Annotated in this window: 1 protein-coding gene; it reads left to right on the plus strand. The window is 59.8% G+C overall.

Annotated elements, in window-relative coordinates; all coding sequences use genetic code 11:
- Positions 1–394: 394 nt before the first annotated feature.
- On the plus strand, positions 395–19,729 hold the full coding sequence (locus H1B37_RS18540) for a PKD domain-containing protein (protein WP_182868153.1): 19,335 nt from the start codon (positions 395–397) through the stop codon (positions 19,727–19,729).
- The last annotated feature ends 3 nt before the right edge of the window (positions 19,730–19,732 follow it).

The following is a 19,732-nucleotide window of genomic DNA, read 5'->3' on the forward strand; positions in this document are numbered from 1 at the left end:
CAAAACGGTCATATTCGGAAATTGTTTTGTCCGCATTGTCTTGCCTTTCTTTCGAGGACGAAGCAGCGACCGTGCATTGGGACTAACAGGACACATAGGACTTTTACGTCCCCTATGTCCTACTGGTCCTATCGAGCGTGCCATCTCGGGACATGCCGCGGGTCCCCTTCACGCCGACGATGGCGTTCGTCTTCTACCGGCTGAATTCACCCCAGGTGAGTCAATCAAATCGGTGTTGAACCTCAAAAATCGCGTCATGAAAAAAACTCAAAAATTCCTGAAGGGGTTTCAAAGGTTTTCTCGCAGGTAGGCAGTGGAGATACACTCGCGGCCGCCCCAAGCGGGGCCCGACGCTGATTTCGACCGAAAAAAAAACTGCCTCAAAGACTTCATCATGCTGTTCCAGCACCGCTCTGGGTCCTCCCGGAAACGCTCCGCACGCCCCTCCGCACCGCGTCCCGAGAGTCGCCAAACGCGTCAAAAACGGCGCCGGACGGTCGAAAAGCTGGAGCAACGACAGTTGTTGGCCGCCGATCCGCTTTCGCCCGACCAGCAATCCGCACTCGACGTAGGCTTGGATGCTCTGGCGGACCACGCGGCACAAGTCGCCTCGCTCGGATCCCTGAACGAGCCGCTGTCCCTGGTGGGAGGGACTTGGGGGCAGCAATTCGATTTCGGGTCGCTGATCGAAACCGAGTTCGCCGACCCGTTGGCCATGTTCGTCACCGACACGGCCGTGCCAACCTCCGATGAAGTTGTCGCGTTTATCCAGGGGCTTTCCGGTGGAAGTGACGGGTTGGTGTTTGAAACCGGTGCGACCTCGGTCGAATCGGACAACGGCACACTGACGTTCGATACGGCGCTGTATGCCACCAAAACGGTCGACTACACGCCCGATTTGAACCACGACGCGTTGCGGCTGACCGGTGGTGGATCGCGTGAGGCGACGTTTTCGTTTGATTATGAATTCGAATTCGGCGTCAATGCGTCCGGCGAGTTTTTCGCGACCATCGAATCACTCACGCTGGACGTCCGCGACACCGTGCAACTGACGGCAACCGACGACGCACCCGATCCGGCTTTGGTCGACCGGCCGATTGAGTTTTCGCTACTGGTCAACGACTCCATCGCGGTCCGGGCGACACTGCCGGCACACACCGACGGAAATCTGACTCCGCTGACCGAACGACTTAACGAAGCGATACGTCAGCCGTTGATCGACGCCGGCTTGGCGGGCGATCTCCGCTTCATTGAAACCGGGGGCCGACTGGCGATCGAATCAACCTCCGCACAGATCCGAAGCCTGCGGTGGAATAGCGACGAAGGGGAAGGGTTGGGGTTTGCCGATGGAACGTCAAACTCCAACGCGTTCGACCCGACGCTGGACTATGGCCTGATCGGATTGGATACCCATGACGGTGGCTTGGCAGCCGTCGTGCACATGGACATTGAGACATCGAAAAGTGGCATGCAGCTGACCGCCACGGAATTGTCCAATCCCACACTCGACGTCGAACGCTCGCAAGATGTGCGGGTGCGATTACCTGTCGCATTGGCGACCGGCGAATTGATCGCGGGTCAACCGACGATCATCGCCTCGCAACCGGAGTTTGGCCGTCCCGTCTTGATGACACTGGATGCGTTTGACGAAGTCGACGCCCGCCATGATGCGATGAGTCAAACGCTGCGGGACGGATTTGCCGCAGTCACCCAATTCGGGTCGCGTTTGGAATCGCAGTCGGAGTTTTCCAGCTCACTGCCGCTGCTTGACACAACGCTTGGACAGGCGACCGACATCGACACGCTGTTGAAATCAAAACTGCAATCGACGGTCGAAGGCCTACTGCAATCGAATCCGCGCCCGAGTTGGGATCAGGTCCGCACGGCGCTTCATCGCGTCGAGGGTGTCACGGTGACACCGGGCGATACCGACCGCGACCGGCAAATCGAACTCGGCCTTCGCGTTGAACAAACACAAACCTCCAGTCATCGCATCACTCTGGCTGGAGCGGCAACTGAGGGCGGTTTGGCGGTTGCCGAAGACGCCTTGCCCACGATCGATCTGGAAACATCCAGCATCATACCGCTGAACGTGCGAATCGATCGAGCTGCGACCGCGTCGCCACTCGATGCGTTCTCGGTTGCCTTCGGGACGACGGGCGATCCTGTTCAGCAGAGCATTGAGATCAGCAACCAATCGATCGGGTTTCTCGACGGTCAATTCGGATTTTTGTCCGTTACCGCCGACGGCAATTTCAATGCGGCAGCAACGTTGGACACGGCGGTTGCCGGCGGCGGGCATGTCGCCGCATCGGAACTGGCGAGCGCCGCGATCGCTCTGACGGCCGGTGGAACCGCAAACGCCGACCTGTCGGTCACGGGATCCATCGGGTCGAGCGGGTACACGGGCACTTTCGGGGTAGCGGTTTCTGATGCGGACGTCTTTTCCGGCGACGCAGAACTTCAACCGATCAACATCGACGCGGTTGCTCCCTTCAACAACATGTCTGCCGACTCGTTTGCCGGCGGGCTGGCTCAGGTCTCCCAGTGGCTGGGGAACTTTGTCGATGAGAAGCTTGGCGACGCGATTCCACTTTCCGGGGGCAGACACTACAGCGAACTGGTTGATTTTCGAACGCTCTTTGAAGACCAGGTGCTGTCGTTGCTCAAGCAAGACGGGCAACTGCAGTTTGCAACCGCTCAGGAGTTTCTGGCGCTCTCGCCGCTGATCACCGGTGTCAGCTACACCGGCAACGACCTGATCTTTGATCTGCAACTGACACCGCTGGTTGAAACACTCGACGCCGATCTGACGTTTGATCTCGAGCTGGGCGATTTGGTGGGCGTCACCTCCGACGCGACGCTCTTGCTCTCGGCCACCGTGGGCGGAAGCTTTCAATTTGGCGTCGACCTGACGCCGCTTGGTGCGAGTTCCGCTTCGATCACCGAGGCGACGTCGATCGAAAAAGGCACCGCCGGCGCGATCAACGGTGGGAAAGGCGTGATGATCCAATCGGGCCAAGACGACTTGATCGTCACCTTGCGAGACGGGACGGAGCAATCCGTCAACCTGGACGGCATGTCGACACTCGGGGATGTGATCGCGGCACTGGATGCCGTTTCACCCCAGTTGTCCGTTTCGATTCGGCAAGACAATGGCAAAGGCGTCGCGCTGCGGATTGTCGACCGCAGCGAAGGCGATTCGGCACTGAGTATCCGCGCAGCAGGCGACTCGTTGGCCGGTCTGGGGCTGGGGATCTTGGGCGACGTTGAAACGACCGAAGACGGCTCGGCCGCGGTGATCGAGGGATTGCCACTGCATGGCGACACGATCGCGGACCACCTGTTCGTGCAAGAAACGAACGGCGAGCCGATTCTGTCGGGGGCGATCGAATTGTCCCACGCGGATTTTTCGGCCGATGCCAACCTGGGCTTTACCGAAGTCAGTATTGTCGGCGGACGTTTCTTGCCCAGCGTCGTCAACGCAGGAATCGGCCTTCCCCGATCCCGAATGACACCGGCCGATCTGTTCGCGTCGCTTGAAGAGGGGGTCTCGCTCGCTGCCGAGGCCGAGCTGAGCGGGTTGATTCAATTTGAATTGCCGGTCATCGGCAGTGTCGGCGGGCGTGATTTTGGAGCCCCAGGTGAGAAATGGATCGCCAGCATCGATCAGTTCGGTGGAGATTTGGTTGCCGACATCCGCGGTTCGATCGACGACGTTTTGGAACAGTTGGTGGATGTCGACGCAGGAGACTTGTTGGATGGACTGAAGGATGGTTTGCGTCAGCTGTTGTCGGCCGAGGGGCTGACATTGCCGTTCATGGACGTCAGCTTGCCCGAAGCGATCGGACTGCAAAAGTTCCTGGACGATTTATTGGCGTCGATCGATCGCATTGGCAGTTCCACCTTGGACGTCTTGAGTGCAGGCGTCAATCGGATGGTTCAACTTTCATCGTCGGCCGCCGATCCGCCGTCGATCGATTTTCCCGAGATCGCGATCTCGTTGCCCGAACTGTTCGGATTCTTTCGCGATTCGACTCAGGTTCGCGATGCCTCCGGCGGCGTGGTTGCGTTACCGGATTTGAACGCCCTTTTCGAAACGCACTTCAATTTTCAAGTCGATCTGCCGGATGTTGATGTCAGCCAAAAGGACATGGACGAGTTTCTCGGTGGCGTTGCATCAATCTTGGATGTGTTGCAATTAGCCGGCCCGGGCAGTTTGCAAGGGTTGGAGACAAAACTGGAGCAGACACTCGGTCTTGAACCAGACGCGATCCGAATCTCGATCCTGACGCCACCGGGCGGGCCGGTCGAAGTGCGGTTTGATTTGGACCTCGGCAAATCGATCGAAACGTCATTCCCGTTGGCGGTGGATTTGAGTGATCTGAATCTGGCCGGCATTGGCGACTTGGTCGACGTCGGTGGTTCGTCCACGCTCCGGTTGTCCGCGGCAGCCGACGCGAAACTGTCACTCGGAATGGAAGTCTCTGCCGCCGGGGTGAAACCATTTCTTTACACCGATGCGGGAGGCAGCCGACTGAGTCTGACTGCAAACGCAAACGCGGCCAACATCGATTTCGAAGCGTCACTCGGACCGCTGGGAGTCGAAATTGTCGACGGCGACGCGAGTATCGGCCCGGCTGAGTTTGCGTTGACGTTCAATGACGCCGATGGACGTTATTTCTTTTCGGATGAATCGCTGGACCTCGAAACATCGGCCACCGGAACCGCCGGTGCGAATCTACCCCTCCAGTTTCCGGTCGGCGCGCCGGTGACGTTGGTGATCAGTTCGACGGATTTGACTTCGGCGCCGACGTTCAACTTGGCGGAAGTGCAAACGGAAATCCAAGATCGGATCGATCAGCTGGGCAACATCGGCGACAACCTGCTGGCACTCGTTGGCGGTTGGGAAGGTGCCTTTGACCTGTTGACGGACACGATGCGGGGCCAGGTTTTGGGGGTGCCGCTGCCGCTGATCGGAGAGGCACTCGCTGACGAAGCCGACTTTTTGGATGAAATCAAACAATCGGTGTTACAAAACATCGATGGGTTGGCCGGCCAGGGTGTCTCGGTCGTGCAGTCGGCGATCTTTGACGCGTTGAACGGATTGGAAATCCTGCAGGATTCGACCAGCGATTCTAGGGTCACCGTCGACGATGTCCTGGTCAGTGCCACGAGCGACATTCTGGCCAACAACCGTGTCGATTTCGACGTCAAACTTGGCCGTGCACTAAAGACCGTCGAAGTGCCGATCGATTTTGATTTGGGGTTGCCGGGATTGAATCTCAGCCTCAGTGACACGACGGTCGAGTTGGATTTCGGGTTCGAGTTCAATCTCGGTTTCGGGGTCGGTATCAACGAAGGCTTCTTCATCGACACCGCCGACACGGATTTGACCGTCCGTTTCGATGCATCGATTCCGAACCTCGATGCGCGGGGTCAGCTGGCATTTTTGAACATCGATGCGACCAGCGGGATCGATCCGGTAACCGGGTTGCCCGAAACACGCTTCGACGGCAGCTTTGAAGTCGATTTGAACGATCCAAACGGTGACGGCCGTTTGACGCTGGGCGAGATGTTTTCCAGCGACTTTTCGACGCTGGTCAATCATCAGTTGAATGCCCACGCACAAGCCAATCTGCATCTGGTCGCCGGCGTGGGTGACAGTCGCATTCTGCCGAGCTTGCGTACCGATCTGGCGGTCAACTGGGGATTCGGCAGCGCATCGGGTGTGCAGCCGCTGACGGTCGAGTTCCAAAACGTTGAAATGAACTTGGGCGAATTCTTCGGCGGGTTCGTCGGCGACATGTTGGGAAGAGTGCAGGACGTGCTGCGGCCGGTTCAGCCGATTATCGACGTGCTGCAACAACGGTTGCCGGTGATCAGTGACCTTGGCGGCAAAGATGTGACGTTGATCGATTTGGCCAGGCTATTTGGCAAAGCCGACGTCGCAGACTTTTTGCAATCCGCCATCGACGTCAACAATCTGATTCTCAGTCTGCCCGGGCCGGAATCATTCAGCGATTCGAATCGTTGGGTCGCGCTGGGTAGTTTCGAGGTCGACCCGGATGCGTTGGGAGGATTTACCCCTGGCCAGAGTCCGAATTCGATCAGCAAGGACCTGTCGATCGTCGACGGATCTCAAGTGGTGATGGATGCGTTGGGTTCACTGGGACAAGGCGAAACCCCCGGCGGCGGCTTCAAAAACAACTTGGCCGGCGCGAAGGGCGAGCTGAGTTTTCCGCTGATCGAAAATCCAACGTCGGCCTTCAAGCTGCTGCTGGGCAAAGACGTGGATTTATTTCTTTACGACGCACCGGCGTTGGGAGTAGATTTCAGCTACACGCAATCGTTTCCGACGCCGATCCCGGCTCTATTTGCCAACTTCGGGGGGCGGATCGCAGCGGTCGCCGACTTTGCGTTCGGGATGGACACCTCGGGAATTCGAAAGTTCACCGAGAGCGGGTTGGTCAGCAGTCTGGTCGACGGTTTTTTTGTCAGCGACCGGTCCGCAGCGGACGGGACGGGAGCGGATGTTCCCGAAGCCTACCTGCGTGGGGCGCTGACGGCTGGCGCCAGTGTCAATGTGTTGTTGGCCGAAGCGGGAATCGAGGGTGGCGTTTTCGCCGACGTGAACTTCGACCTGCACGACATCGACCGAGACGGTCGGGTGCGTGCGAGCGAGATTGCGGACAACGTTGCTCTCGGGCCGATCCATCTGTTCGATGTCAGCGGAAAAGTCGACGCGGGGCTGACGGCGTTTTATCGCGTCCTTTTCGTTCGCGATGAGTTTGAAATCGCGCGGGTGAACCTGTTGGATTTTGAACTCGCTCGTCCGACCGCCGCGGCGCCCTCGCCGCTGGCGATTCAAGCCGGCGACGTGTTGACGATCCAATTCACCCAAGGCAATGACAACTACAAGGTGCTGCCGGGCACGACGACGGGTTCGATCATCGTTCAAGGCCAGGGCCGTCAGAGCGGCGAATTCTTTGGCGTCGGCTCGATCGTCGGTCATGCCGGCGACGGAAACGACATCGTCACGATCGCGCCGGATGTGTTTGTGCCCGTCACGATACACGGAGGAACCGGCGACGATCAATTGAGTGCCGGGGGCGGGCAAACGACGTTCTATGGCCAGGCTGGCAATGATCGACTGACCGGTGGAAACGACGACGACCTGCTGGACGGCGGTGACGGCGACGATGTCCTGATCGGCGATTCCGGCGACGACACACTTCTCGGCGGCGCAGGAGAGGATTACGCCGACGGCGACCGCGGACGCGATCAAATCCAAGGCGGCGCTGGTCGTGACGAACTGCATGGCGGTTTCGATGATGACGAAATCGACGGCGACGGTGATGACGACCAGATTTTCGGTGACCGCGGCAATGACCTGCTTCGCGGCGGTGACGGAAATGACAAAATCGAAGGTGGCCGTGGCAACGATTCCGTCTTTGGCGGACAGGGCGACGATGAATTGACCGGGCAGGAGGGTTCGGACGAAATCGATGGCGGCGCGGGCAACGATACAATCAATGGCGGCCAACGAATCGACATCCTGCGTGGCGGTGCCGGGAGGGACTCGATCAGCGGTGGTACGGGAAACGATGTGATCCGCGGCGGCGACGGCGATGATCTGCTCCGCGGCGGTCTCGGCGGCGATGACATCGACGGTGAAAACGGCGATGACCTGATCTTTGCCGATGACGATGCACTTGGTGCGGCCGAAACGGTGACCAACATCCTGTCCGGCGGAGACGGGGACGACACGATCCACGGGTCACGGGGAAACGATGTCATCAGCGGCGGATATGGCGCCGACGATTTGAAGGGTGGTCCGGGACGTGATCTGATCTGGGGCGGATTGGCCGCGTACGCTGCATCGAACTTCGATCCCGCACAGACAGACCTGTTTGAAAAACCGCCGCGGTTCGACGAGGCCACCGCGTTTGGCGGCAGCAGCTATACGCTGCCGCGATTGATCACGCCGACGGTTGTTGGCGGGTTGAGCGTCGGCGGCGAATTTGCAGACGCCGGCGACATCCTGCGCGGCGGAGATGACAGCGATTGGCTGTTCGGCGGTGGCGGCGATGACGATCTGTTCGGCGGCAGCGGTCACGACTACATCGACGGTGGACTGGGCAACGATCAAAACATTTTCGGCAACGACGGTGACGACGTGATTCGCGGCGGCTCGGGGGCGGACGCGATTCACGGGGGCCTCGGGATCGACCAAATCTATGGTGACGCAGGACGCGACACCTTGTATGGCGATGGGGGAACCGCCGCGGGGTCCACCGACGGACAGAGGTTGTTCGGCGGCGACGATGTCGATTCGCTGTACGCTTGGGCGGCCACGACAACGCCGGTTGATGCAAAAGGCGACGAATTATTCGGAGGCGGCGATGGCGACTTCTTGTACGGCAACGTTCGTAACGAATTGCTGGTCGGTGAGTCGGGACCGGATTTCTTGAGCGGTGATTGGGCTGTCGGTCCGGGCTACTCGCGAAATGTCAACGCGTCGATCGCCGGAGCCAATGACACGTTACATGGCGGTGGCGGACAAGACCAATTGTACGGCGGCGGTGGCAACGACCAGCTCAGCGGCGGCGGCGACGCAGACTGGATCGAGGGACAAGACGGCATGGACACCTCGATCGGCGGCGGCGGAATCGATTTCTTGGTACTGGACGTCGATCCGGCCTATTCGGTGCTCGGTGGTGAGGTGTTCGACGGTCACGGCGACGGCAGCCCCGATGACAACGCCACCGATGTGATGCTGATCAATGGCACGGCCGGCGACGACATCATCACGCTGAGCGCCGGTGCAGACGGTCGGATGAAGGTCACATTGACCACATTCACCGATCCGGCAAACCCGGCCACGCGGGTCGACACCGAAATCGAATCCGTATGGACGAAGGTGAACGCCGATGGGGACACGGTCGCGTTGGTGGAACAATTCCGTCTGTCGACCGGATTGGGAAACGACACGGTCACGTTTGATCCATCGTTGGACCTTTCCATTCTGTCGCAGCGGAGCCGCGATTGGGTGACGGTGATCGACGCCGGGCCGGGCGATGACACGGTAATCGGTTCGGCCGCGCGCGACCGAATCGACGGCGGACGTGGCAGCGATGTGATCCGTGGACTCGCCGGTGACGATCGGCTGTGGGGCGACCAAGGCCCCGGCGATGGCAGCGTCACCGATCACGATGTCATCTTCGCCGGCGGAGGAAACGATGATTTGCTGGGCGGCCAAGGCACCAACGCGCTGTATGCCTGGTCCGATGATCCCGCCGCTGACGATCCGTTCGGGATCGTCGATCCCCAGACCGGTGAATTGGAAGACACCGGGTTGAACCGCATCATCGGCGGCCCCGGCGATGATCGGTTGTTCGGCGGGACGGGACTGGATTTGCTGTATGGCGGCGACGGCAACAACCAATTGTTCACCCGCACCGGTGAAGCCTTTGAATCGCTGGACGGCGGCGATGCGGGAGATGGCTGGAAGGAGTACGCAAAAAGCACCAACCAGGCCTGGTATGTCGGTGGCACAAACACCAGCGATCTGATCACCGTCAGTTACGTGACCGAACCGGGGATTCTGCAGGGCCATCACTTGGTCACGCGTTTGACGAATAACAACGGTTCGTTCAGCTTTGATGCTCAGGTGCGTTTGGATTTTGCCGCGACCGATGGCGAGGGAAACCTGATTTGGGATCCCGACGTGGTCTTCGCCGGAGGCGATTTGGCGGTGGAGGATCCGATCATCCGCGCCCAGTCGCTCAATCAAACCTTCAACGACCGCAATTCTCTCAGCCGCTTGCTTCCGCCGGAAGACGATTTCCGGGCGATCATCATTGACGCACTCGCCGGCGACGACATTGTCAACGTGGGACCGACGGTTCAAAAAACCGTCTGGATCGATGCCGGAGACGGCAACGACCAAGTCACGATCGAGTCGGGACGCAGCATCTTGATCGACAAGACCGATCCGATCGATCGTCGCAACGACTCCGCGGTAGAGACCCTTGATGCGATGGGTGAAATACGGTCCGCTCCATTCGCGTTGCAGGGGACGCCCGTCATTGTTGGCTCCAGCGTGAATGTCACCGACGGACAATTGATCGACGATGCAACGTTCTATTTGATTCTGGATGATTTTCAGGATCACATCCGCGTCGATGTCGCGGCGTCGATGACCGACGGAACCGAGCAGGGGACTTCGCCCAACCGTGATTTGACGGACCTGATCGACGACATCAATCGAGCGATCGGGCAGACGGACGCTGCCGGGCGTGTGGTTGCGACACGTGCCGGCGACGCGATCGCAATTTCGACGCTGGTGATTTCCGATCCCTCTCGGTTGGCGATCTCAATTGCGCCGAAAAACGCGGCCCACACACAACTCGGTTTGCCGAACACGGCGACGGCAATGGTCGATTCGGTACTGACACGAAGCATCCGTTTTGCCGGATTGACGATCGATTCGCCGGAGGATCGGGACTACTATCGCTTCGCAGCTCCTCAATCACTCAGCCCGATTCTTCGGGTTGCCAGTCTCTCGGCCGATGACGGGATCGAGGCGCAATTGACGGTGGAAGAAACACGCGACGGTCTGACGCACTACTCGGTTCAGGTTTCGTCGAACTCCACACCCACCATTTACGAATTGACCGTGGATTTCGGAGACGGACTTGAACCGATCGTGTCCGATCTGTCGGCCGAGGTGCAATTCGAACGCCAGGACGTGATCTTCGGGGGACGCGGTGACGATGTGCTGCAAGGCGGCCCGGGTGAAGATTTTGTGTTCGGCGGTCCCGGCAATGACATTCTGTCGGGAGGCAACGATCGCGGGGCGAGCGACTTGCTGTTCGGACAGCGGGGCGACGACTTGTTTCAAACGTTGCCGGACGAATTGCCGGTTCTGAGAGGCACCAGCACGACATTCCTGCCGACGCAGAGCGATCGATTCGATGGAGGCGTGGGATCGGACAGCGTGGTCTTTTTGGGTGGCGACCTGGATGATTCTGGTCGCCCGATTGACGACGTGGTTTCGCTGCGGATCGATCGACTGCTACAGCGTTACGAAGTGTCGTCACTGGTCTGGGACGCAGCAAACCAGAACTTTGCCGTCGATTCGATTGACCCGTCCGACCCGAGTGCACCACTCCGCAGACGCTATCATTTTTTCACAACCGTCGGTCTGGAAAATCTGGTGTTCGATTTGCGCGCCGGCGACGACGAGTTTCGCGGCGATGCGGGGTATCGTTTCGAGGGCGATGCGTCCGAGTGGGGGCTGGCTGAAGGTGATCTGCAGGCCAGCGGCGGAAATCTGTTGCCGATACGCATCATCGGCGGTGATGGGAACGATCGGCTTTCGGGAACCCCCAACGATGACGTGCTGCTGGGCGGCGACGGAATTGATTTTCTGGCCGGTGGCGGCGGCAACGACGTGCTCGATGGGGGAAGCGACAATGATTTGCTTTCCGGCGACCGAACAAGCCGTCCGGACCGGTTGGAGTTCGTGTCGCGTGGGAACGTCAGTGGGGCCAACGACCGCTTCCAGTTCGCAGCTCCGCTGACGTTGGTCGGCGGCGATTCCGCGAGCGACCTTTCGTTCCACCTGGGCGACCGACGCGACGTCTATTTGTTCCAGCCGCTCAATGAACGGACGTTCGCCGGGCAGCCGAGCGTCAGCCAGCCCTCCGATCGGTTGAACATCGTCCAGGTGATCGACGGCCAAATGACGGCGAACACGATCGCATTTCAAACCGTCGCGGCGCAAAACATCGGCAGCGAAACCGAGCCGATCTGGGAGCCCGTGGAAGACGATTGGTTCGGTGTCGCGGAAGCCTATTTCGTGATCGTCGATTATCCCGCGCAACTCGGGGGAACCGTGACCAGCGGGGATGCGATCGATTATGCGATCCTATTTGAGGAAGCGCCCGATGCGACGAGTGAGGTTTCGATCGACGCTCTCAGTACGGACAACAGTGACGGATTGATTCGCGATACGTTCGACTTTGGCAGTGGTGCGGGCGGACGCGGCATCGTGGTTCCCGCAGGCGATTTTAACGGGGACGGATTCCAAGATTTTATTTTGACGTCGCGTGATCGCGTGTTGGGGACCGACTTCTTTACGTCTCGATTCGCGTATCTGTATTACGGCGGCCCCAATACGATTTGGGATCCAACGGCCGAGGATTTGGTGGGGAGCCCGCTGACCGAATTGAGGTTGCCGGGCACGCTGTTCAACGCCAGCGGTGATGAGAACATTGCCATCATCGGGACGCCGGGCGATTTCGACGGTGATGGCAACAGCGACATTGTGATCGGCAGCCAGTCCAACGGACGGGCCCAGTTGGTGATCTACTTTGGTGGGAACACGATCGTCGATTCGCTGGCGCCGGGCGACACCAACCACCCTGACCGTGTGTTGGAATTGTCCGGCCAAAGCGAATCGGTGAACGAAGTTCTGGGCGGCGGCGTCAGCGACCTCAACGGAGACGGCATAGACGAACTCGTTTTGACGTACCGTCAAGAAGGAGCCGCCGACCAAACGTTGGTGTTTGAAGGCCAATCACGGGCTGACTGGTTTGCGGCACCACTGACGCTTGCCGACGCGACACGGACGTTCGCGTTCAGCGCGACGGAGCATGGACCGGTCGGTGACATCAACGGCGACGGCGCGCCCGATTTCGCGGCAGTCAATGACAGTCAAATGATGATCGTCTATGGCAGCACGTCCGACAGCATCGCGGCGGCGACCAGCCGTGTCCTGGCAAGTCCCGATGCCAACGGCTTTCGTGGCAGCCGCGTTCTGGCGGCCGGTGACATTGACGGCGACGGGATCGACGACGCGGTGCTCAGTGGGCGTGAAGAGTTCGGACCGTTCGGTTTTCCGATCGGATCGGGACTCAGCTATCTTGTCAGCGGTGGTCTGGGAACGGCACAGACGCTGACCTCGTTTGCAATCCCGTATTTGATTCCGATTGATGATTTCAGCGGTGACGGCCGGACCGATTTGGCCCGCCTCACACGCCTTCCCTTCAACGGTTTGACCTATCCCGCCGCGGAAGTCTTTCTTTCGGACGACTACGCCGAATTGATCGCCCGCTTGAGTGGATCCGAACCGAACCCGCACTTGCGTTTTGTCGATGAGCGTTCCTGGTTGTTGCCAGCGGACGCGTCCATCGCCCGGAGTACCAGAACACCGCTGATCGGCAGCGTCGGCGACTTGAACGGGGACGAACGCAGCGATCTGGCGTTCTTTTCTCCGGGGCAGACAAATTTCTCAGTTGTCTTTGGGGCAGCGCTGGCAGTCCGCCCCGGCGGACCGGGCAACCCCGAGCCGCCTTTGGAACCGATCGACTTGCCCGACACGGGACGTCTGACGCGGGCCTGGCGGATGGCGATCACTCGCGAGGAGAGTCTGGCGAAAGCGGCGTTTGACCTGTTCGATCCCCAGCCACGCCTGATTTCTGCCGCGGTCGGGGTGCTCGGGAGCGTTGACGGAGTCGAGTTGTCGGCACCTCGTTCGATCGGCGACGTCAACGGGGATGGCCACGACGACATGGTGTTCGCCACTGCCGACGGCGACGTGTTCGTCGCCGGCCCGTTTGTGGAGTCGGCGGATTCCACGATCGACAACCTGTCGGCTGTCGCCTTCCTGGATTCGGTCCATGCATTTCCCAGTGGCTTGCAGGAAGTGGATGGCCGCGTCGCGATGGGAAGCGGCAATCTGCAAGGTGATCCCGTTGATGACCTGGCATTACAGCGACTGGAGGCGTCGGGGTCTGGTTTCGCCGTGGATGTCCGTGTCTTTGAGGGGGGACCTGGATTGCCGGCGCGTGTGACATCGGATGACACCCTGTTTCAGCGAGTCTACGATTTTCCTGCGCAAGGCACCCAACCGGAGTCGTCACAGATTCGATGGCTGAATGTGGACGGCGATTCCGGCGACGATTTATTGATTTCCTTGGTTGGTGCAGACGCCGATCGAGTGGCGATCGTTGACACACCGTCGTCCGCTGCCGGCCAGAGCGTTCTTTCGGTCGATGTGTCTGCTCTCGCAACATCGGCTCCCGCCAACCATGTGGTCAACACCGCGGCGACATTCAGCACGTTTGCCATCGGGGACATCAATGGCGATGGTCTGGATGACATCGCGGTGACCAGTGAAACGCTTTTCGATTCTCGTTCGCCGGCATTCGGGCAACCCGAGGCACCGTACGATACCGGCGCCGTGTTCATTCTGCTGGGTGGATTTGTCGGCAACGTGAATTTGGCAACCCAACGCGACCACCTGCTGTTGATCCCCGGCGGCGTTGATCGCGTCGATTCCCTCGGCGACTTCGATGGCGACGGATACGACGACTTTGTGATCTATCGCAGCATCGAGGGTGACAACATCTTGGCCGGCAAAGCGCTGATCCACCGCGGCGGAAGCGTATGGAACGCGGCAACCGCGGCGCTGCCGCCGGCTTGGTTGAAAGTGTCGCAAGGGGCGGTGTCGGAGGCGATCGCGATCGAGGACCATGGAACGTTCACCGTGACCATTGGCGATCTCAATGCCGATGGGCGTGCTGATCTGGTGGTCGGGCGACCGATTGCTGATGTCGTGCTATTGGATGGATCGCGACCAACGATTCAGTCCAACCGCCGCGGGCAATTGAGTGTCTTCTTTGATATCGAAACGGTGCGGCAATTCACGATCGGTGATTCTGTCTCGATCAACGCGGCAGATCGTCTGTTTGAGGGGCAAGCGAGTAACGAACGACTGGGATCGCGTTTCGGTGGAACGCTCTCGGACTTTGATGGCGATGGTGTGGATGACCTGTGGGTCGGAACGCCCGGTGTTTCGGCGGACCAAGGTGCGGCGAGATTCTTGCCCGGTCGCCGTACCGCGACGACGCTGCCGATCGATCTGTCGGTCGTGCACCCGATTCAGAATCGCGACCAGTTTTTGGTGCAGGGTGCCGACGGCCAGCCGGATCGGTTCGGCGACCTGGATGGAATCGGCGATCAAGACGAGTTTGTCTTGCAACCCGGTCAACAGCAGGCTTGGTTCCGCATCATCACCGCGGGTGACGGTGCGGCGGGTGACTACGTGCGGATTGAAACCGACGCCGCGGAGCCAGGTGTGCGACTGGATTGGTTCGACGCTGACGGGGTTCCACTGCAACGCGGTCAGACGCGATTGGAATTCCGCAACGCGAAAGCGGGTTTGTATTACATCCGTGTGGCCAGGTCGGAAACAACGTCAAGTGACACGTCGATCGGGTTCGTGATCGAAGCATTTGCGCCACGTCTGGGGGCGTCCCATCCGACACAGGATCGCGACCGAATCTTCGGCGGCGAGGGGGACGATCAACTGATCGGTGGTCGCGACGTGGACCATTTGGTCGGCGGCCCGGGAACCGATCGTTTCTTGACCGAGAGCATTTGGGAAACCGTCGATCGTGAAACGTTTGATCCATCGATTGATGAAACCATCGACGTCGCGTTTTACGAGACGACCGTGTTGGCCGCCGATCCGTTGGTCGACCCGCTGCAAGTCACGAGCCCTGGACTTCGCGCCGCGATTGCCCAGACGATGGGGCATCCGGTGACGGTTAACGCCGTCGGGGATCCCGTGTTTCATCGGCCATGGTATGCCAGTGAACTGGCGCAGATTGAGTACTTTGACCTGGCGGCAGGCTTGGGAATCAGTGACCTGGCGGGACTGGAGCTACTTCCCAACCTGCGTCGCGTCGACCTGCGGCAAAATCAATTCACTCAGTATCCCGAAACACTGCTGCAATTGCCGCTGCTGAAACAGGTCGTCTTGGATGGGAATCCGATCGAAAGCCTGGAGCCTTTGCTGGGGATTCGAGTCGTCGATGGCGGTGATTCCGCCTTGGAGTTGTTTGGGCAATGGTCGAACCAACCGATTTCGCCGGATTTCGCTTGGGAAGGCGACTACTTGGTCGGAGTCAATGGTGCGCATGCGGTCGCGACGTTCGACGTCGGTGAAGCGGAAGTCGATCTGTTGGTCACTTGGCCGCCGCTCAATGAAGTGCCCTCGAATCTGACCTACACGATCTTCGATTCGCGCGGCGAAGTCGATGGAGTGCTGGGATCGGTTGACGTGGACGCATCGATTCCGCCGTCGCCGAATCAATCGGATGCCTTCGGCGGCAAACAGTGGCTGAACCTGGGCCGCTACCAGTCCGGCCACGGGCCTATGCGGGTGCGTGTGGAAACGCTGGACGGATCGAGTGTGCTGGTCGATGCGTTTGCGGCACGAGAAGCAGTTCCGCCGCAATTGGCGCTCGAGTCGCTGTCTGTGTTGGACGCCCCGCTGGACGCGACGACGCGCGACATCATGCTTCCGATCCTACTGGCGCAGAATCCCCAGCTGGATGTCCGTTTCACTCCGAACGACGTCACGCCCGAAGTCGTGGCGTTGTCGTTTGACGCCGCGCGTAGCCAGGTTCTGGGATTTGACGACGACGTGGTCGAATTGCCGCCACAAATTTTGGACGGTGCCGATTCATTCTTGATCGAATTCTGGCACCGCTCGGACCTGCCGAAAACGTCTACCGGGTTCGACGCGATCTTTTCGGCGGTCAGTGCCGCTGGAGAGGATTTCTTCCTGTCGCGATGGTCGCAAGACACGCTGGTGGTTCAGTTGAACGAGGTCGACGTGCTCCTTGATCCGTCGGTCAGCTTGTTTGACGGGCAATGGCGACACGTCGCGCTGGCACGGGACCTGAGCGATCCGGCCGCACCGACGTTGGGGCTGTGGATCGATGGCGTGCTTGTCGATCAGGTGTCGCTGCTGGGGATGGACGCCCGTGTGCTCCAGACGTTGGATGTCGCGGGACTGACATTGGGACGCGAACAGGATGTTCCCAATGGCGGATACGGACCTTCGCAGTACATTCGCGCCGATCTGGACGACTTCATCGTCTGGGACGGGTTTTGGACCTCGCCGTCCGAGTTCGCCACGGAGGTTGCGGCGATCCTGTCCACCCGCGCCGATGCCAATCGTCCTGTGGACAGTCGCATGAAGGCGTTTTACCGCATGAACGAAACCAGCGGCCGGGCACTGGTCGACGCAACCGCGGGCGCGTGGGATGGATCGTTGGGCAGCACCGAGACCGGGACGCTGCAAACCGGATCGGTACCGGTTCGTGTTTCGACCGGTTCGATCCAAATTGACGACGCCGTGTTCACCGACCCGAACTGGATTGATTCGGACGGCCAAACGGTGCAGGTGTCTGCGGCATCGAACAGTCCCGGTGTGGCCGTCAGTCTGGACGGCGATCAAATGGAGGTCCGGTATGACGGAAGCATCGACGGAAACGCAGCGATCACGATCGTTGCGGACGACGGGTTGGGACGCACCAGCCAACTTGTTCAGCCATGGGATGTTCGGGTTCCCTCGCAACGCGACGTCTCGGGCAAGGAGATGATTCGCCCGATCGTCAACGGCACGGTCGTGGATGCCGCCGACCAGCCGATCGGCAATGCGGTCGTTCATTTATTGGACATTGTCGGAAACGTGATCGCATGCACGGCAACCGACGCGGAGGGCGCCTATCGGATCGCCCCGTCGCTGGCGGCCGATGTCCACGCGGTGCAGGTGATTCGTGACGGAAGTGTGGTCAATGATGCCTACGTGCTCGGACGCGGTGGTGACTTTTTCTACGACTTCGGAATCAATCCGTTTGATCCCGCCAGCGTCGACCTGGATGGCAACGGCCAGCAAGACCTCAACCCCGAAAGCGATCTCTTCTTTCAGAACCCGACCGTCAGCGGAAGTCTGCTGACACTGTCCAACGGTCAACGTGTCGGGAACAACACTGACACCACCACGATTTGGGCGACCAGTGACATCACGGTGGCTTCCGGCTACACCGTTTTCATGCGAATGCGAATCAATGCGACCGGTCCGGCGGAAGGATCTCGGGGGTCATTCAGCATGGCTTTGTCCCCGCGTGATACCGCCAAAAGCGCGTTTCTGAGTCTCGGACGCCAGACGGTCAAGTTCGGCGATTTCACCGCATCGATGGACAACACCGGCTGGCACGACTGGCGGATCGTGCAGCTACCGGGGGATGCCGATGCGATTTATGTGTTCCGCGACGACGTGTTGCTGAACCCGGACGGCATTCCGTTTCCCGGGATCACCTTCGCCGGCTTCAACGAAAATCGAATGGTTTTCGGCGATTTGGGAATCGGCGATGCCGGGACCTCACAGATCGACTGGATGGGGATCACCAAGGGTGTCTTCTTCGTTCCGGGCACTTTAGATACCAACGTTGACTTGTCCCCGACGCGGCGGCTGGACATCGGCCCGAACCGTCATGCTGCTCAAGGGACGGCGCAATCGTTTGTCGCCGAGAGCGACGGCGTACTGCCGGCCGTCAATTGGCGCATCACAGGTCCTGGGGCATTCAACCTGTCGGGCAGCGGCACGTCGGCCTCGTTCACGCCGCAGGAAGTCGGTGATTACACCGTACGATTCGAGTACGACAGCGACCCCGGCGTTTTTGATACGGCCAGTGTCTATGTCTACCAGTCGTCGCCGGTCATTTCCGCGGCGACGCCGCCGCAGTCTGCAGCGCCCGCACCGGCCGCACCGGTGTCTCAAGCTACGTCTCAAGTGGTCGTCGAAGAAGGGGCGACGATCGACCTGGTCGTCGACCCGAGTTCATTCAGGCTGCCCGGCCCCGTGACATCGGTGACGTGGGTTGCGACCAACGCGGAAGGCGCAATGGAGACCGGCCCCGATGCGTCGCAGTGGTCATTCACCCCGCCCGATGAAGGGCGTTACACGATCACGGCGACCGCAAGTGATGGAACCCACAGCGCCACCACGGCGCCCTTTGTCCTACTCGCGACCAACGTCGAACCGGACCTGATGCTCGATCAAGGCTCTCAGGATCTGAATGCCGATTCCGTCGTGGTCTCGGGAAGTTTTACTGATCCCGGCGAGGATCTTTGGTTGGCCACGGCGGATTTTGGTGACGGCACTCGGCGTCCGATTGTCCTGGATGCGGACAAATCATTCCGAATCGAACATGATTTCGAAACGCCCGGGATCTATCGGGTCACCGTGACGGTCGATGATCAAGACGGTGGCACCGAGCAAGCCACCTTCGACGTCACGTACCGGTCGGAAATCGACGTCCAACGCGTGGTGATCAACGATGGAACGGCCAGTCGGTCCGCTGTGACATCCCTGGAGGTGACCTTCAATCAAATCGTGGAAGTCCCACGGGAAGCACTCGCGCTGCGAAACCGCGAGACGGGGGGCGAGGTCGAAACGTTTGCCTACCAGATCGACAACTCCGCGGGAGTGACCGCCTTGGAACTGACATTCCTGCCCGGTCCATCGGTCATCCAGCGAGATTCGGGCAATTCACTGGCCGATGGGAATTACGAGTTGATCTTGCGTTCGACGGGGGTGACATCGACCAACGACTCGGTTCGTGCGATGCCGCGGGACCATGTTTTCGGCCGCGATGCCACCGATGAGTTCTTTCGATTCTACGGCGACCGCGATGGTGATCGCGATGTGGACGGCCGGGACTACGGGCGATTCGGCACGACGTTTCTAAAATCCGCAGGCCAAGCCGGTTATGACGCGGCATTCGATTTCGATGGTGACGGCGACGTCGACGGACAGGACTACGGACGATTCGGGAGGAACTTTCTGCGAGCCCTCGGGTGACAT

It is taken from the genome of Stieleria mannarensis (assembly GCF_014154935.1).
Taxonomy (GTDB): domain Bacteria; phylum Planctomycetota; class Planctomycetia; order Pirellulales; family Pirellulaceae; genus Stieleria; species Stieleria mannarensis.

Excerpts from the sequence above, each read along its gene's own strand:
- H1B37_RS18540 (WP_182868153.1), top strand. The coding sequence starts at position 395 with ATGCTGTTCCAGCACCGCTCTGGGTCCTCCCGGAAACGCTCCGCACGC.